This window comes from Pseudactinotalea sp. HY160, assembly GCF_009372055.1.
Classification (GTDB): Bacteria; Actinomycetota; Actinomycetes; order Actinomycetales; family Beutenbergiaceae; genus HY158.
In genome coordinates this window covers 435,412-450,029 of record NZ_WHMT01000001.1, presented here as the reverse complement: position 1 = coordinate 450,029, position 14,618 = coordinate 435,412, and the positions used below count along the sequence as shown (strand labels likewise).

Sequence of the window (14,618 nt, the reverse complement as noted above, 5' to 3'; positions counted from 1 at the left end):
CCCGAACCGGTCCGCTACTTCTGGGAGCCGGCGAGGAGCGCCTGCACGAAGTACCGCTGGAAGGCGAAGAACACGATGAGCGGGACGATCATCGAGAGGAACGCACCCGAGGAGAGCACGTCGATATTCGCCCCGAACTGGCGCAACTGCGTCTGGATCGCCACCGTGATCGGCATCGAACTGGAGTCGGTGAAGATGAGGGCCACGAGCATGTCGTTCCAGGTCCACAGGAATTGGAAGATCGCGAGCGAGGCGATCGCCGGCAGCCCGAGCGGGAGCACGATCCGGAAGAAGATCCGCCACTCGCCGGCCCCGTCGATCCGGGCCGCCTCGAGCAGCTCGGAGGGCACCTGGGTGAAGAAGTTCCGCAGCAGGAAGATCGCGAACGGGAGCCCGAAGCCCGTGTGGAAGAGCACGACGCCGACCACGCTGCCGAAGATTCCCAGGGTGCCGAAGAGCCGGGCGAGCGGGATGAGCGCCACCTGCACGGGAACCGCGAGCAGCACGATGACGGCGATGAGCAGCCAGTCCCGCCCCCAGAACTGCATCCAGGCGAACGCATAGCCGGCGATCGAGCCGATGAGCACGACGAGCACCGTCGCCGGCACGGCGATCATGATCGTGTTGAGGAAGGATCCGGTGATCGTGGAGTTGCTCAGCAGGTTCGAATAGTTCTCGATCGTCAGCTGCGCGGGCTTGGTGAAGACGTTCCACCAGCCGGAGGAGGCGCTGTCCGCGCCGGAGCGCAGCGACGTGAGGAACAGCCCCACCGAGGGGATGAGCCAGAAGAGCGCGACGAGCAGGAGCACCACGTTGACGACGCTCGAGGAGAGGATCCGCGTGATCCGCTGGCCGGCGCTGGGCCGACCGCGGACGATGGTGAGCTCGGCGGCGCTCATCGGGTCCGCTCCTCTTTGAAGCGCCGGATGTTGATGATCATCGACGGCAGCACGAGCACGAGCAGCAGGATCGACAGGGCGGATCCGAGGCCCATGTCGTTGCCGCCGCCGAAGGAGACGGTCCACATCTCCACGGCGATGACGTTGGCCGCGGGTTTCGAAGCCCCGGGCGGGATCACGTAGACGAGGTCGAAGATCTTGAGCACGTTGATCACGAGCGTGATGAAGACGACGATGAGCACGGGCGAGAGCAGCGGGGCCGTGATCTTCGTGAACACCTGCCACTCGTTCGCCCCGTCGATGCGGGAGGCCTCCTGGAGCGACCGATCGATCGCGGAGAGCCCCGATGAGATCATCACCATCGCGAACCCGGCCCAGATCCAGATATACGACAGGATGATCACCGCGGTGATGAAGGTAGAACTCAGCCATGACACGCCGTCGAAGCCCTCGCTGAAGTTCGAGGCCGGCAGCGCGATCCGATAGGAGGATCCGGGATCGAGGCCGCTGAGCACGAAGGTGCCGTCGGGCCCGGTCTTCGCCGAGCCGGCGACCGTCCCATCCGCGTTCACGGCATCGACGTGGACCCCGGGCAGGCCGAGCTTGCCCGGCTCGATCCGGCCGTCGGTTCCGCCACCGCCGCGGATGACGTCGAGGAAGACGGTTCCGGTGACCTCCGACGGCCCGGCGGGCGGCGGCTGTGCCGCCTGGACGGCGGCATCGGGCACGCTGTTCGGCCGGATGGCCACGAGCGGGAAGTTCTGCTGCTGCCCGGTCGCGATCTCGGCGTCGGAGGCGATGACGCCGCGGTCGGAGCCGATCCCGACGTCCTCGCGTGGCTGCGCCCCCGGATAGTTCGACTCGTCGGTCACGGCGTCGTGCACGCCGACGATGACCGCGTTGACCACTCCCTGGTTCGGGTTCTCCTGGAACATGCCCCGGAAGATCACCCCGGCCGCGAGCATCGAGATCGCCATCGGCATGAAGATGATGAGTCGGAACGCCGCCTTCCAGCTGAGCTTCTCCAGGAGAACGGCGAAGATGAGCCCGAGAATCGTGCAGGACGCGGGCGCGACGATCACCCAGATGATGTTGTTTCGGATCGCGGTGAACGTGCTGTCGTTCGTGAACATGGTGACGTAGTTGTCCCAGCCCACGAACCCCCCGCCCGTTCCGTAGAACGACTGGATGAGCGTGTAGACGATCGGGTACACGACCAGCGCGCCGAGCACGACGAGCGCGGGGGCGAGGAAGGAGGCGACGACGGCGAGCCGGCGCCCACGGCCCCTCCCCCGGGCGGGTGGCCGGGGGGAGGAGTCCGGCGGAGCGTCGACGAGGGCGGTCATGACGGACCCGGACCGGTCAGTACGCCGACGCGGCGGCGCTCTCGAGACGCTCCATCGTGCCCTGGATGTCGTCGGGGTGCTCGTAGAAGGTGATCATCTCCTGCCAGAATCCCTGACCGGGGGTGCCGCCGAACGCGCTCGGGGTCTGGTCCGACATGTCGAACCGGAACGTCTCGGCGCTCGTGAGCTGTTCGGCGATCTGCTTGGCCACCTCGTCGGGGTAGAGCGAGGTGTCGACCTTGTTGTTCGGTGAGGTGAGGCCGCCCTGTGGAACCCAGACCTCGGCGGACTCCGGTGAGGCGAGATAGGCCATGAGGGCGCTCGTCGCGTCGTCGTCGGTGAAGTGGATCGCCACGTCGCCGCCGCCCACGACCGCCGGCGCGGAGCCGTTGATGGAGGGGAACGGGTAGAAGAGCGCGTTCTTCCCGACGGTCGAGTTGCCGTCGGCGGTGATGTTCCCGGCCACGAAGTCGCCCTCGTAGACCGTGCCGGCCTTGGGGTCGGCGCCGAAGACCGCCGTGACCGAGTCCGGGAAGCTGCGTTGGGCGCCGCCCTCGAGGAGGAGGTCACTGCTCCACAGCCCGCCGAGGACCGTGAGCGCGTCCTTGACCGACGGGTCGGTCCACGGGATCTCGTGCTTGGTCAGCTGATCGTACTTCTCCGCTCCGGCGGTGCGCAGGTAGATGTTCTCGAACCAGTCCGTCAGCGGCCAGCCGACGTCCGCCCCGACCGACAGGCCCGCGTAGCCGAAGTCCTCGATGAGCCCGAGCTGATCCATGAAGCCGTCCCAGTCCTTCGGGACCGTCGCGCCGGCATCGTCGTAGATGTCCTTGTTGTACCAGACCGTCGACTTGTTGGCCGCCTTGAACCAGACGCCGTACAGCTCCCCGTCGACCGTGCCGAGGTCGATCCACGACTGCGCGTAGTTCGCCTCGACCGCGCTCTTCACGTCGTCGCCCACCGGCTTGATGTCGCCATTGGACGCGAGCGATTCCATGAGTGCGGGCTGCCCGACGACCGCGATATTCGGGGGATTCCCACCCTCGATCTGGCCCTGGATATAGGTGGGCCCGTTGTCGCCGAAGCTCGTGTAGTTCACCGTTGCACCGGTGTCGTCCTCGAATTTCGAGAGCACGGCCTCGAAGTTCTTCTGCTCCTCACCCGTCCAGGCCGCGACGACGCTGAGCGTCTGACCGGAGAGGTCGACCGCCTCGGTCGACTCCCCGCCGGTCGTCTCCCCGCCGGCGGTCTCGCCTCCGGACCCGCCCCCGTCGCCCCCGCCACAACCGGCCATCACCAGGCTCGCCGCTGCGATCCCGGCGGCCGCCGACAGCCATCTCCCTCGTCCGTTCACCATCTCACGACTCCTTCGTACGAATTCGCTCAGTTTCGTGGACGGCGCCGAGTGGGCCCCAGTGCCGCGTTTTCGACGATACCGCCGCCCTCCGTCGTTCGGTGATCCCGGCCCGGTCTCATTCCCATAACGTCGCGGCCGCAGCCGTGTCGCGGGCCGGCGCGGGTCCGGGGCGGCTCCGGGGCGGGCAGCAGCCTCGTCGCCGCGCCCGGCGGGCGGCTAGTCTTGCCCGCGATGACTTCGCTTCTTCTCGCCTCCGCGTCCCCGGCCCGCGCCGCCACCCTCCGAGCAGCCGGTGTCGAGCCGCTCATCCGGGTCTCCCACGTCGACGAGGACGCCGCCCTCGCCGACGCCCGGGCCGAGCGGGGCCCCCTGACGGTCGCCGAATCCGTGGCCGTCCTCGCCGAGGCGAAGGCGCGCTCGGTCGCCACCGATCCGGGGGCTCCGGCGGCCCAGGTCGTCCTCGGCTGCGACTCCCTCCTCGAATTCGACGGCGAGGGGCTCGGCAAGCCCCACCGGGCCGAGGTCGCCAGGGAACGCTGGCAGCGGATGCGCGGCCGGAGCGGCGTGCTGCACACCGGTCACGTGCTCCTCACCGCCGACGGCCGGGAGGCCGCGGGTGTCAGCCACACCGAGGTGGACTTCGCCGAGGTGACCGACGCGGAGATCGACGCCTATATCGCCACGGGAGAACCGCTGCGCGTCGCCGGCGCCTTCACCCTCGACGGGCTCGGCGGAGCATTCGTCTCGGGGGTGCGCGGCGACCATCACGGCGTCGTCGGGCTGAGCCTGCCGCTGCTGCGCACCCTCCTCGCCGGCCTCGGCATCGGCTGGACCTCGCTCTGGGCCCACCGGACGGGCGCCTGACCGGATGCGGGACGCCCCGCCACCGTGCGCATCGCGAGCACCGAGTGACCCGAGTGACCCGAGAGAACTGAGAGAACTGAGAGAACCCGTGACCGACACCCGTCCCAGCGACATCGACCTGGCGCTGCTTCGCGAAGCGATCGCGCTGTCCCAGGACGCCCGGGGCCGCGGGCGCCATCCGTTCGCGGCGCTCGTCGCCGACCGCGATGGCCGCGTCGTCTCCCGCAGGGGGAACAACTCCATGCCGCCGGGCGGAGACCCCACCCAGCACGCCGAGCTCACCGCCGCCGCGGATTCCGTGGCCCACCTGGGCCCCGCGGAGCTCGCCGGGGCGACGCTCTACACCAGCGCCGAACCGTGCGCGATGTGCACGGGCGCGATCTATTGGTGCGGCATCGGCCGGATCGTCTACGCGCTCTCCGAGACCCGACTGCTCGAGCTCACCGGGGACGATCCGCAGAATCCGACGTTCGCGCTGCCGTGCCGCGAGGTCATCGCCCACGGCCAGCGCCGGATCGAGGTGCTCGGCCCGCTGCTGGAGGACGAGGCGGCCGCGGCCCACGTCGGCTTCTGGACCCGCCGCAGCGACGCCTCCCCGGCCTGATCCGACCGACCCCTGATCCGGAACGGGCCCGGCGAGTCGCCGGCTGTCTGGGCCCCCGCGTGTTTTGTCCGGTCTACACTAGCTGTGGTCCAGGCCACGGTCGGCCCGGCCCCCTACTTTGTGAGGTCTCCACAAGTTTTGCCTGGCCGACTTGCTTTCACCTACAGACTTCGTCGGCACGGGCGGGCATAGTTGGGGCGAACCGACCGCCCGTACTAGCGTGGCCCGGGCCGGCGTTCCATTCGCCCGGCCGTGCCGGTGTGGCAACAACGAGGAGTGTGCATGACATCCACGGCGTCCGGGCCTCGCCCCCTCCGCAAGGTACTGATCGCGAACCGCGGCGAGATCGCCGTCCGGATCGCGCGGGCCTGCCGCGACGCCGGCCTCACCTCCGTGGGCGTGTACGCCGATCCCGATCGCACCGCCCTCCATGCCACCCTGACCGATGAGGCCTATGCCCTCGGCGGGGCGCGCGCCGCCGAGACGTACCTGGACATCGCCAAGCTCCTCGACGTCGCCCGGCGCTCCGGTGCCGACTCGGTGCACCCCGGCTACGGCTTCCTCGCCGAGAACGCGGACTTCGCCCGCGCCGTCATCGATGCCGGCCTCGTCTGGATCGGCCCCCCGCCGGCGGCGATCGACGCCCTCGGAGACAAGGTCTCCGCCCGTCACATCGCCCAGCGTGCCGGCGCCCCGCTCGTCGCCGGCACCCCGGACCCGGTCGAAAGCCCGCAGGAGGTGCTCGACTTCGCGGCCGAGCACGGCCTGCCCATCGCGATCAAGGCGGCCTTCGGCGGCGGCGGTCGCGGCCTCAAGGTCGCCCACACCGCCGAGGAGATCCCCGATCTCTTCGAGTCGGCGGTCCGCGAGGCCACCGCCTCGTTCGGCCGCGGCGAGTGCTTCGTCGAGCGCTTCCTCGACCGGCCCCGGCACGTGGAGACCCAGTGCCTCGCCGACGATCACGGCACCGTCGTGGTCGTCTCCACCCGCGACTGCTCCCTGCAGCGGCGCCATCAGAAGCTCGTCGAGGAGGCGCCGGCGCCGTTCCTGAGCGAGGAGCAGAACGAGCAGCTGCGCACCGCCTCGATCGCCATCCTCACCGAGGCGGGCTACCGGGGAGCGGGCACGTGCGAGTTCCTCGTGGGCACCGACGGCACGATCTCCTTCCTCGAGGTGAACACCCGCCTGCAGGTGGAACACACCGTGACCGAGGAGGTCTCCGGCATCGACCTCGTGCGCGAGCAGTTCCGGATCGCCGCCGGTGAGCCCCTCGGCTACACCGAGGTGCCGCTGCGCGGCCACTCCTTCGAGTTCCGCATCAACGGGGAGGATCCCTACGCCGGGTTCCTGCCCGCGCCCGGCACCCTGACCACCCTCGACTGGCCCTCGGGTCCGGGGGTACGGGTCGATTCGGGCGTGCGCGCCGGCGACACGATCTCCGGTGCCTTCGACTCGATGATCGCCAAGCTCGTCGTCACCGGCGCCACCCGCGCCGAGGCCCTCCAGCGCGCCCGCCGCGCGCTCGACGAGACGGCGATCGTGGGCCTGCCCACCGTCGTCCCCTTCCACCGGGCGATGGTCTCCCACCCCGCCTTCACCGCCGAGTCCGGCGACTTCGGCGTGTACACCACCTGGATCGAATCCGAGTTCATCGACGGCTTCACCCGCCCCGAGGACGCCCCCGTGGCGACCCCGGTCGAGGCACCGGAACCCGAGGAGGCCGTCGAACGCGTCGTGGTCGAGGTCGGCGGCAAGCGCCTCGAGGTCGTGCTGCCGGCGGGCCTGGGCCTGGGCTCCGCCAAACGCAACGGCCCTCGCAAGCCCACGCGCCGCTCCGGCCACCGGACCGCCACCAAGGTGAGCGGCAACGCGCTCGCCTGCCCGATGCAGGGCACGATCGTCAAGGTGGCCGTGACCGACGGCGACGTCGTGGCGGAGGGCGACCTGGTCGTCGTCCTCGAGGCGATGAAGATGGAGCAGCCGCTCTTCGCCCACCGAGCCGGCCGGATCCACGGCCTGACCGCCGGCCCCGGGCAGTCGATCTCGGCCGGCGGGATCATCTGCCAGATCGACGACGCCGGCTCGGAGTGAGCACCGCACTGCCTGCGGGCGGGGCCGCAGGGATCGACCCGGCGGCGATCCGCGCCTTCGTCGAGGCGGCCGAGCAGGTCGCCGAGCTGCACACCCTCGCGATCTCCCACCGCGGCACGACGGTGGCCCAGGCTCAGTGGGCGCCGTACTCCCTCGATCGGCCCCAGCTCGTGTACTCGGTGTCCAAGACGATCACCGCCATGACGGTCGGCGCCCTGCTGCACCAGGACGGCGGTGCCTCGATCTCGCTGGACGACCCGATCCTCGACCACCTGCCCGCCCCCGGCATCACGCCGGCTCCGGCCTGGCACGACGTCACGATCGAACACTGTCTGGCGATGGCGACGGGCCACACCGCCGACGCCTGGAACCGCGCCTGGGCCGGGCCGGGGCCGCTGCCCGCCCCGCTCCTCGACCTCATGCTCGCCACCCCGCCGCAGCGCCCGCCGGGGACCGTGTTCGCGTACAACCAGGTGGCCACGAACCTGCTGTCGCGGATGGTCACGCACGTGACCGGGGCGCCGCTGCGACGAGTCGCCCACGAGCGCGTGCTCGGCCCCCTCGGCCTGCCCGAACCCGGCTGGTTCACCGACGCGACCGGCATCGACCAGGGCTGGTCGGGCGCCCACGTGCGCACCGGCGATCTGCTCACCCTCGGCCGGTTCTGGCTGCGCGACGGGTGCACCGAGGACGGCACCCGGCTCCTGCCGGGCGGCTTCCTCGACCGCGCGACCACCCCGTTCGCGCCGCTGCCGGAGGCCTGGACCCGGGGCGCGTGGACCCGCGGCTACGGCTACTCCTTCTGGATCCTCGATGCCGGCTTCCGCGCCGACGGCGCGTTCGGCCAGTTCGCCGTCGTGCTCCCCGCCGCCGAACTCGTGGTCGCGATCACGTCGATCTCCACCGACATGCACGGCCTCGGCGAGCTCATCCTCACCCACCTGCTCCCCGGCGTGGGCCGCGAGCCGGCCCCCGAGGACGCCTCACTCGCCGCGTTCCTCGCCGATCGCTCGCTCCCGCTGCTGCCTGCGGCGGGCACCGCCCCGGCCGGGCTGCCCGCGTGGCACCCGCTCGCTCCCCCGGCCGCGGTCCCGGTCGCCGGCGCGCCGCCGGCAGCACCCTCCGCTCCCCCGCCGGACGCGACCGACGTGCCCGTCGCCGGATTCGACGCGGTGTCGCTTCCGGCCCCCGGCGAGCCGCTGCGGCTGCGGTACGCCGGTACGGAACTCGCGCTCGTCGTCCCCACGCATTCCTGGGGCGAGACCGTCCTGAGGGCGCCCGCCGGGCCGTACGCCGGCACCGCGGTGCGCGTGCTGGCCCAGGGCGGCTGGTCGGACGGCACCTACCGGGCGCGGCTGCGGATCCCGAGCTTCCCGCACCACGTGCTCGTCACCGGCGATGCCGCCTCGGCGAGCGTCGTGTGGCCGATCGCTCCCCTGAACGGCGCAGACCTGTTCGCCGCCTCCCCCGAGCGTGCCGGGCTGAGCGCATGACGGCCCCTCCCACGGAGACGAGCCGGGCGGCCTGGGCGGCCCTGTGGGCCATGGTCATCGGCTTCTTCATGATCCTGGTCGACACGACGATCGTCTCCGTCGCGCTGCCCACGCTCATGCACGATCTCGAGGCGGACGTCTCGCAGGTGATCTGGGTCAACTCCGGGTACCTGCTCGCCTACGCCGTTCCGCTGCTCATCACCGGGCGGCTCGGCGATCGGTTCGGTCCGCGGCGGCTCTACCTCACCGGGCTGACGGTGTTCACGCTCTCCTCGCTGTGGTGCGGCCTCACCGGCGACATCACGTGGCTCATCGTGGCCCGGGTGGTGCAGGGGCTCGGCGCCTCCATGCTCACCCCGCAGACGATGGCCGTGATCACCCGCACGTTCCCGCCGCACCGGCGCGGGCAGGCGATGTCGCTGTGGGGGGCGACCGCGGGCGTGGCGATGCTCGTGGGCCCCCTCGCCGGCGGGCTGCTCATCGACGCCGGCGGCTGGGAGTGGATCTTCTTCGTCAACGTGCCCGTCGGCCTGATCGGGCTCGTGCTCGCCTACCTGTTCGTGCCGCGGCTGCCGATCCACTCCCACCATTTCGACGGGGTGGGAGTGGCGCTGTCGGCCGTGGGGATGTTCTGCCTCGTATTCGGGATCCAGGAGGGCGAGACCTACGACTGGGGCACGATCGCCGGGCCGATCTCGGTGCCGGCGCTCATCGCGGTCGGCGTGGCGGTCATGGTGGCGTTCGTGCTGTGGCAGCGGCGGATTCGCACCGACCCGCTCGTGCCGCTCAACCTGTTCAAGGACCGCAACTTCTCCCTCGGCAACGGCGCGATCGCGTTCGTGGGCGTGTCCATCACCGTGGTCAACTTCCCGATCATGATGTACGCCCAGTCGGTGCGGGGCCTGAGCCCCACCGAGGCCGGGCTGCTGCTCGCGCCGATGGCGCTCCTGCAGACCGCCCTCGCCCCCCTCGCCGGCCACCTCGTCGACAGGATGGCGCCGCGCGTGCTCGCCCCGATGGGACTGTTCTCGGCCGCGGCGGTGCTCTGCTGGTTCACGTTCGCGCTCTCCCCGACGACCCCGATCTGGCACATCGTGCTCGCCATGACCCTGTTCGGGGTGGCGAACGCCTTCCTCTGGTCGCCGCTGTCGGTCACGGCCACCCGGAACCTGCCCATGACCAGCGCCGGGGCCGGATCCGGGGTGTACAACACGACCCGGCAGGTCGGGGCCGTGCTCGGGAGCGCGGCCATCGCCGTGGTGCTGCAGTCCCGGCTGGTGCACTACCTCGGCCCGAGCGCCGACGAACTGAGTCAGGGCGGCTCCGCGGCCGCGGCCGACCTGCCGCCGGAGGCGCTTGCGGGCTTCTCCTCCGCGATGGCCGACACGTTGCTTCTGCCCGCCATCGGCGTGGCGCTCGCCGGGGTGCTCGCCCTCTTCTTCGTGGGCCGCCCCTCCGACAGCGCACCCAGTGCGCCGGTCGCCACCCCTCGACCGGCCCCTGCGGGGAAATAATCCGGTCGCCCGGGCGCATGATCTTCCCCGGTCGGCGCCGCGGGAGAGGCCCGGCCGATCGCATCCCGCGTACCCTGGTGCCATGAACCCGTCCGCCTCCCGCCCCACCGCGGAGCCCACGACAGCCTCCGCCGTGGACCCCACGTCGGACCGCGCCGTCCATCCAGCGGTGCGCCCGGCGGTGCGGCCCGCCGTGCGCCCCGCCTGGGGGGTCGGGCTGGCCACCGTCTCCGCCCGGGGCACGACGCTCGAGGTCTGGTATCCGGAGCTGGGCCTGGGCCGGATGCCGGCCCGGCTCGCCGGACCCTACGGGGTGCCCGCCGACCTCGCATCGCTGCGCACGACGGATCCCGCACGCCGAACGCACCTGGGCGTCGTCCACACGCAGATCGATCTCGCCGCGCCCCCCGCGGACACGGCCGATGCCTACCTGCGCCTCCACCTGCTCTCCCACCGCGACATCGCGCCGGGCGAAGCGGAGCTGGGCGGGCTCGAGGAGGTCCTTCCCGTCAACGTGTGGACCTCCGTGGGGGCGTGCGAGCTCGCCGACTTCGAGGACACGCGCCTGCGGCTGCGGATCGCGGGCAAGGGAGTCGCGCCGGTGGTGTTCGGGGTCGCCCGGTTCCCGCGGATGACCGACTTCGTGGCGCCCTCGGACGTGCGCATCGAGGTGGCGGACCGGGTACGCCTCGGCGCGCACCTCGCACCGGGCACGGTGGTGCGGGCGGAGGGCTTCGTCGACTACAACGCCGGTTCGATCGGCGCCGCGCACATCCAGGGCCGCGTGAACTACGGGGTGACCGTCGACCGCGACACCGAGATCGGCGGGAGCGCCTCGATCATCGGCGCCGAGGAGGGAGCGGCGCAGCTCGTCACGATCGGACGGCGGTGCCTCCTGGGCGCGAACGCCGGCGTGGGCATCTCCCTCGGCGGCGACTGCGTGGTCGAGGCCGGGCTGTACGTGACCGCGGGAACAAAGGTCACCCTGCGCACGGCGGCCCACCCGCATCCGCGGATCGTCGCCGCACGCGACCTCTCCGGCGAGGAGCGGCTGCTGTTCCGCCGCAATTCGACCACCGGCGTGGTCGAGGCCTTCGAACGCGACGAGCGTCCCTCGACGCCCGGCAACGAATGAACCGGCAGTCCGGGGAGCGCCCCCGCGGCGGCGCGCTCATCCTCACCGTCCTGCTCATCCTCCTGCTCATCGGAGCGGTCTTCACCGTGGTCATGGTGCTCGATGCGCTCGAACGTCCGGCACCGGCCGGGGCGGGGTGCCGGGTCGACGACGGCGACCGCACGTTCGCCCTCTCGGCGGAACAGGCCGGCTCGGCGGCCCTCATCGTGGCCGTGGGCGCGGGCCGCGACCTCCCGGAGCGCGCCCTGACCATCGCGGTGGCCACGGCGATGCAGGAGTCCTCGCTGCGCAACCTCGACCACGGCGACCGGGACTCCCTCGGGCTGTTCCAGCAGCGCCCCTCCCAGGGCTGGGGATCGCCCGAACAGGTGCAGGATCCGCGCTACGCCGCCGGCCTCTTCTACGACCGGCTCGTCGAGGTGCCGGACTACCTCGAGGTGCCGCTGACCGAGGCCGCGCAGGCGGTCCAGCGCTCGGCCTTCCCGGATCTGTACGCCCAGCACGAGCCGCTCGCGGCCGCGCTGACGGATGCGCTGACCGGCGCGAGCCCGCGCGCGCTGTCGTGCCACCTGCCGGAGGACCGCACCCCGGCCGCCGGGGACGAGCATCCGCGGTTCACGGCCCTCCTCGACCGGGACCAGCCCGATGCCGTGATCTCCTCGGCCCTCGGGGGCGAGATCCGGCTCGAGGCCGGCTCCGAGCGGGCGGCGTGGGCCCTGGGCCAGTGGGCCGTCGCCACCGCCGCGGAGACCGGCGTCGAGTCCGTGCAGGTGAGCTCCCTGCGGTGGGAACGTGCGGGCGGCGGCTGGGAGCAGGTCGGGCCGGCCCGGCGGGAGACGCCGAGCGGGCTCGAGACCGGCGCCGTCATCGTCCGCTGAACCCGGCGGCGCTGCAACGGCGGCGCTGCAACGACGGCCGGTGGGACCGTTCGATCACCGCGGCGGTCGTTCCTCCCCCGCGGGCCCGCGGGCTCAGGCCTCCCGGCGCAGCACGATCGGCACCCGCGCGTATCCACCGGCCGGCGGCTGCTCCCGCTCCCGGTCGCGGTCCGGATCCGGCAGGATCTCGGACGTGCGGTAGAGCACCGCCTCGGTCAGCAGCCGCAACTGCATCGTGGCCAGCGCCCGGCCGGGGCACACGTGCCTCCCGATGCCGTACACGAGGTTCTTCGGGGCGTTGAGATAGGGGCTGAACGCGTCCGGGTCGCCGAAGGCCTCCGGGTCCCGGTTCGCTGCGGTCCAGTTGAGCACCACCCGGTCCCCGGCGGGGATCCGTTCGTCGCCGAGGGCCACCTCGCGCGTGGTCACCCGCCGGTTCGAGGTGAACGGATTGTCGATGCGCAGGATCTCGTCGAGGATCGCGTTGAACTCCACCTCGTTCACGCCGGCCCGCATCCGCGCCTGCAGCTGTGGATGATCGGCCAGGTATGCCAGCACGACCCCGATGCACAGCGCCATGCTCGAGAGGTCGCCGCCGGTCCAGTTGCGCAGGATCGAGGTGATCTCCTCGTCGGTGAGCGCCCGGCCGAGGAAGTCGTCGCCCAGGAGTTCGGTCGTCACGTCCGCGGGAGCCCGCTCCCCCAGCGCCCGGCGCTCGTCGGTCTGGGAGCGGATGATGTTCGTGTACCAGGTGGCCACGGCGGAGGTGGCGGTCAGGTCGCCGGACCGGCTCGCCTCCCGGTTCGCCGCGACCCAGTCGAGCAGCTCGCGCTCGTGCGTGCGGGGCCAGCCGAGCCAGTCGCAGGCGGACCGCACCGCGAATCGCGCCCCGAGCTCCACGGCGTCGGCGGCCGCCTCGGGCTGCGTCGGTGCCCCGAGGGTCGCGGCCACGATGTCCTCGGCAACGTCGGCGAGCACGGGCTCGAGCGCGGCGAGCCGGCGGGGCTCGAAGTACCGGTCGGTCAGCGCCCGGAAGAGGTCGTGTTCGGCGCCGTCCATCCCGTTGGGCACCTGCAGGAAGCGCGAGGTGGCGCTCGAGAAGGCGACGTCGTCGAGGGCGGCCGAGCGCACGTCGTCATGACGATAGAGCGTCCACGACCCGGCGGAGTCGCGGGAGACCGGACACCGGGAACGTCGCTCGTCGTAACTCACGCGCGGATCCTCGGTCTGGGCATCGAGCTGCATGGCATCCTCCTTCATACGATCATGCCGTGCCGACCGGGTTTCCGCCGTGATCCAGGCGTCATCGCGGTCCGTTATGTGGGGGCGTTCACAGTTCGGCGCCCGGCGGCCTCGTGTGTTAGACCAGGGGCATGGATCTCGGACCGACCCTCAACTGGATCATCGTGCTCGCCTCCTCGGTCGTGGCGGCGCTCGTCCTGCTCCTCGTGGTCAACCTCGTGCTGCGGCGGATCGGGCGGCGCACCGTGGCCATCGACCGGGCATGGCGGCGCATTCGCCGGCCGGTCGCCGGCCTGCTGCTCACCACCGCGCTGCGGATCGGTTTCGGCGGACTGACCGATCCCTCGACCCTCCGCGACATCGGCATGCACGTGCTGCTCATCGCGATCATCGTCTGCGCCGTCTGGCTCGTGGCGGTGTTCGTGCTCGTCTGGCTCGCCCACGCCCAGTACCGGGTGGTGGCCCGCATGGCCGGCGACGCGCGCGCCGCCCGCCGCGCCCAGACCCAGATGCAGCTCATCCGCCGGATCGTCAACGCGGCGTTCGTGGTCGTCGGCGCCGCGCTCGTGCTGCTCACGTTCCCCGGCGTCGAACAGATCGGGACGACGATCCTCGCCTCGGCCGGGCTGCTGTCGGTGGTTCTGGGCATCGCCGCGCAGAGCTCGCTCGGGAACCTGTTCGCGGGCATCCAGCTCGCCTTCACCGACGCCATCCGCATCGGCGACATCGTCGAGGTCGACGGAACGTGGGCGACGGTCGAGGACATCACCCTGACCTACGTGGTCGTGAACATCTGGACCGGCCAGCACAAGGTGCTGCCCTCGACGTTCTTCACCACGACCCCGTTCATCAACTGGAGCCGCGACGACGAGTCGCTCACCGGGCTCATCTACTTCTCCCTCGACTGGCGGGTGGACCTGGCCGGCTTCCGCGCCGAGTTCGACCGGCTCGTCGACGCGAGCGGCCTGTGGGACGGGCGCTCCCGCGGGGTGCGCGTGACCGACTCCGCCACCGACCGGCTCACCGTGCGCGCCACCGTGAGCAGCGCGAACACCGACGACGACTGGGTGCTGCGCTGCGACGTCCGGGAGGGTCTGGCCACGTGGCTGCGCGAGCACAATCCCGAGGCGCTGCCCACCCAGCGCGTGCTCATGAGTGGGGACGACGCAGCCCGGCCCGCGTAGGCCGCTCGCCT

12 protein-coding genes are annotated in these 14,618 nt (G+C 71.6%); 8 read left to right on the top strand and 4 right to left on the bottom strand.

Annotation, left to right across the window (positions count from 1 at the left end; translation table 11 throughout):
• Positions 1 to 14 precede the first annotated feature (14 nt).
• From GCG21_RS02005 to GCG21_RS01995, 3 genes are read right to left on the bottom strand one after another with little or no spacing between them, the layout of a single operon-like run.
• Positions 15 to 899 carry a carbohydrate ABC transporter permease gene (locus GCG21_RS02005; RefSeq protein WP_152817568.1) on the bottom strand — a complete coding sequence of 295 codons (885 nt, stop codon included), beginning with the start codon at positions 897 to 899 and terminating at the stop codon, positions 15 to 17.
• Positions 896 to 2,245 carry an ABC transporter permease subunit gene (locus tag GCG21_RS02000; protein WP_152817567.1) on the bottom strand — a complete coding sequence of 450 codons (1,350 nt, stop codon included), beginning with the start codon at positions 2,243 to 2,245 and terminating at the stop codon, positions 896 to 898. Before GCG21_RS02000 ends, GCG21_RS02005 begins: the two co-directional genes overlap by 4 nt.
• A gap of 16 nt (positions 2,246 to 2,261) precedes the next feature.
• Complete coding sequence (locus GCG21_RS01995) at positions 2,262 to 3,602, bottom strand: ABC transporter substrate-binding protein (protein ID WP_152817566.1); 1,341 nt, start codon at positions 3,600 to 3,602, stop codon at positions 2,262 to 2,264.
• Between the two features lie 231 nt (positions 3,603 to 3,833).
• Here GCG21_RS01995 and GCG21_RS01990 point away from each other — a divergent pair, with 231 nt between their 5' ends.
• The 7 genes from GCG21_RS01990 (at position 3,834) to GCG21_RS01960 (ending at position 12,181) form a co-directional block, all read left to right on the top strand.
• Positions 3,834 to 4,466: a nucleoside triphosphate pyrophosphatase gene (locus GCG21_RS01990; protein WP_152817565.1), complete on the top strand. Its 633-nt coding sequence runs from the start codon at positions 3,834 to 3,836 to the stop codon at positions 4,464 to 4,466.
• An 88-nt stretch (positions 4,467 to 4,554) separates the two neighbouring features.
• The gene (locus GCG21_RS01985) at positions 4,555 to 5,070 is read left to right on the top strand and encodes a nucleoside deaminase (RefSeq protein WP_370517211.1); all 516 of its coding nucleotides are present in this window, start codon (positions 4,555 to 4,557) and stop codon (positions 5,068 to 5,070) included.
• A gap of 282 nt (positions 5,071 to 5,352) precedes the next feature.
• The gene (locus tag GCG21_RS01980) at positions 5,353 to 7,161 is read left to right on the top strand and encodes a biotin carboxylase N-terminal domain-containing protein (protein ID WP_152817563.1); all 1,809 of its coding nucleotides are present in this window, start codon (positions 5,353 to 5,355) and stop codon (positions 7,159 to 7,161) included.
• The gene (locus tag GCG21_RS01975; protein WP_152817562.1) at positions 7,158 to 8,654 is read left to right on the top strand and encodes a serine hydrolase domain-containing protein; all 1,497 of its coding nucleotides are present in this window, start codon (positions 7,158 to 7,160) and stop codon (positions 8,652 to 8,654) included. Before GCG21_RS01980 ends, GCG21_RS01975 begins: the two co-directional genes overlap by 4 nt.
• Positions 8,651 to 10,168 carry a DHA2 family efflux MFS transporter permease subunit gene (locus GCG21_RS01970; RefSeq protein WP_152817561.1) on the top strand — a complete coding sequence of 506 codons (1,518 nt, stop codon included), beginning with the start codon at positions 8,651 to 8,653 and terminating at the stop codon, positions 10,166 to 10,168. Before GCG21_RS01975 ends, GCG21_RS01970 begins: the two co-directional genes overlap by 4 nt.
• Before the next feature lie 82 nt (positions 10,169 to 10,250).
• Positions 10,251 to 11,303, top strand: coding sequence for a DapH/DapD/GlmU-related protein (locus GCG21_RS01965; RefSeq protein WP_152817560.1), 1,053 nt, complete (start codon positions 10,251 to 10,253; stop codon positions 11,301 to 11,303).
• Positions 11,300 to 12,181 carry a hypothetical protein gene (locus GCG21_RS01960; protein WP_152817559.1) on the top strand — a complete coding sequence of 294 codons (882 nt, stop codon included), beginning with the start codon at positions 11,300 to 11,302 and terminating at the stop codon, positions 12,179 to 12,181. The genes GCG21_RS01965 and GCG21_RS01960 overlap by 4 nt, the downstream gene beginning before the upstream one ends.
• A 93-nt stretch (positions 12,182 to 12,274) precedes the next feature.
• Here GCG21_RS01960 and GCG21_RS01955 read toward each other — a convergent pair whose 3' ends face one another.
• Complete coding sequence (locus tag GCG21_RS01955; protein ID WP_152817558.1) at positions 12,275 to 13,426, bottom strand: cytochrome P450; 1,152 nt, start codon at positions 13,424 to 13,426, stop codon at positions 12,275 to 12,277.
• A 128-nt stretch (positions 13,427 to 13,554) separates the two neighbouring features.
• On the opposite strand from GCG21_RS01955, the gene GCG21_RS01950 reads away from it, so the two are divergent.
• Complete coding sequence (locus tag GCG21_RS01950) at positions 13,555 to 14,607, top strand: mechanosensitive ion channel family protein (protein WP_152817557.1); 1,053 nt, start codon at positions 13,555 to 13,557, stop codon at positions 14,605 to 14,607.
• Positions 14,608 to 14,618: the final 11 nt, after the last annotated feature.

Bases quoted from the DNA above. Each gene is read 5' to 3' on its own strand.
- GCG21_RS02005 (WP_152817568.1), bottom strand. From the start codon at position 899: ATGAGCGCCGCCGAGCTCACCATCGTCCGCGGTCGGCCCAGCGCCGGC.
- GCG21_RS02000 (WP_152817567.1), bottom strand. From the start codon at position 2,245: ATGACCGCCCTCGTCGACGCTCCGCCGGACTCCTCCCCCCGGCCACCC.
- GCG21_RS01960 (WP_152817559.1), top strand. From the start codon at position 11,300: ATGAACCGGCAGTCCGGGGAGCGCCCCCGCGGCGGCGCGCTCATCCTC.
- GCG21_RS01950 (WP_152817557.1), top strand. From the start codon at position 13,555: ATGGATCTCGGACCGACCCTCAACTGGATCATCGTGCTCGCCTCCTCG.
- GCG21_RS01955 (WP_152817558.1), bottom strand. From the start codon at position 13,426: ATGCAGCTCGATGCCCAGACCGAGGATCCGCGCGTGAGTTACGACGAG.
- GCG21_RS01965 (WP_152817560.1), top strand. From the start codon at position 10,251: ATGAACCCGTCCGCCTCCCGCCCCACCGCGGAGCCCACGACAGCCTCC.
- GCG21_RS01970 (WP_152817561.1), top strand. From the start codon at position 8,651: ATGACGGCCCCTCCCACGGAGACGAGCCGGGCGGCCTGGGCGGCCCTG.
- GCG21_RS01980 (WP_152817563.1), top strand. From the start codon at position 5,353: ATGACATCCACGGCGTCCGGGCCTCGCCCCCTCCGCAAGGTACTGATC.
- GCG21_RS01990 (WP_152817565.1), top strand. From the start codon at position 3,834: ATGACTTCGCTTCTTCTCGCCTCCGCGTCCCCGGCCCGCGCCGCCACC.
- GCG21_RS01995 (WP_152817566.1), bottom strand. From the start codon at position 3,602: ATGGTGAACGGACGAGGGAGATGGCTGTCGGCGGCCGCCGGGATCGCA.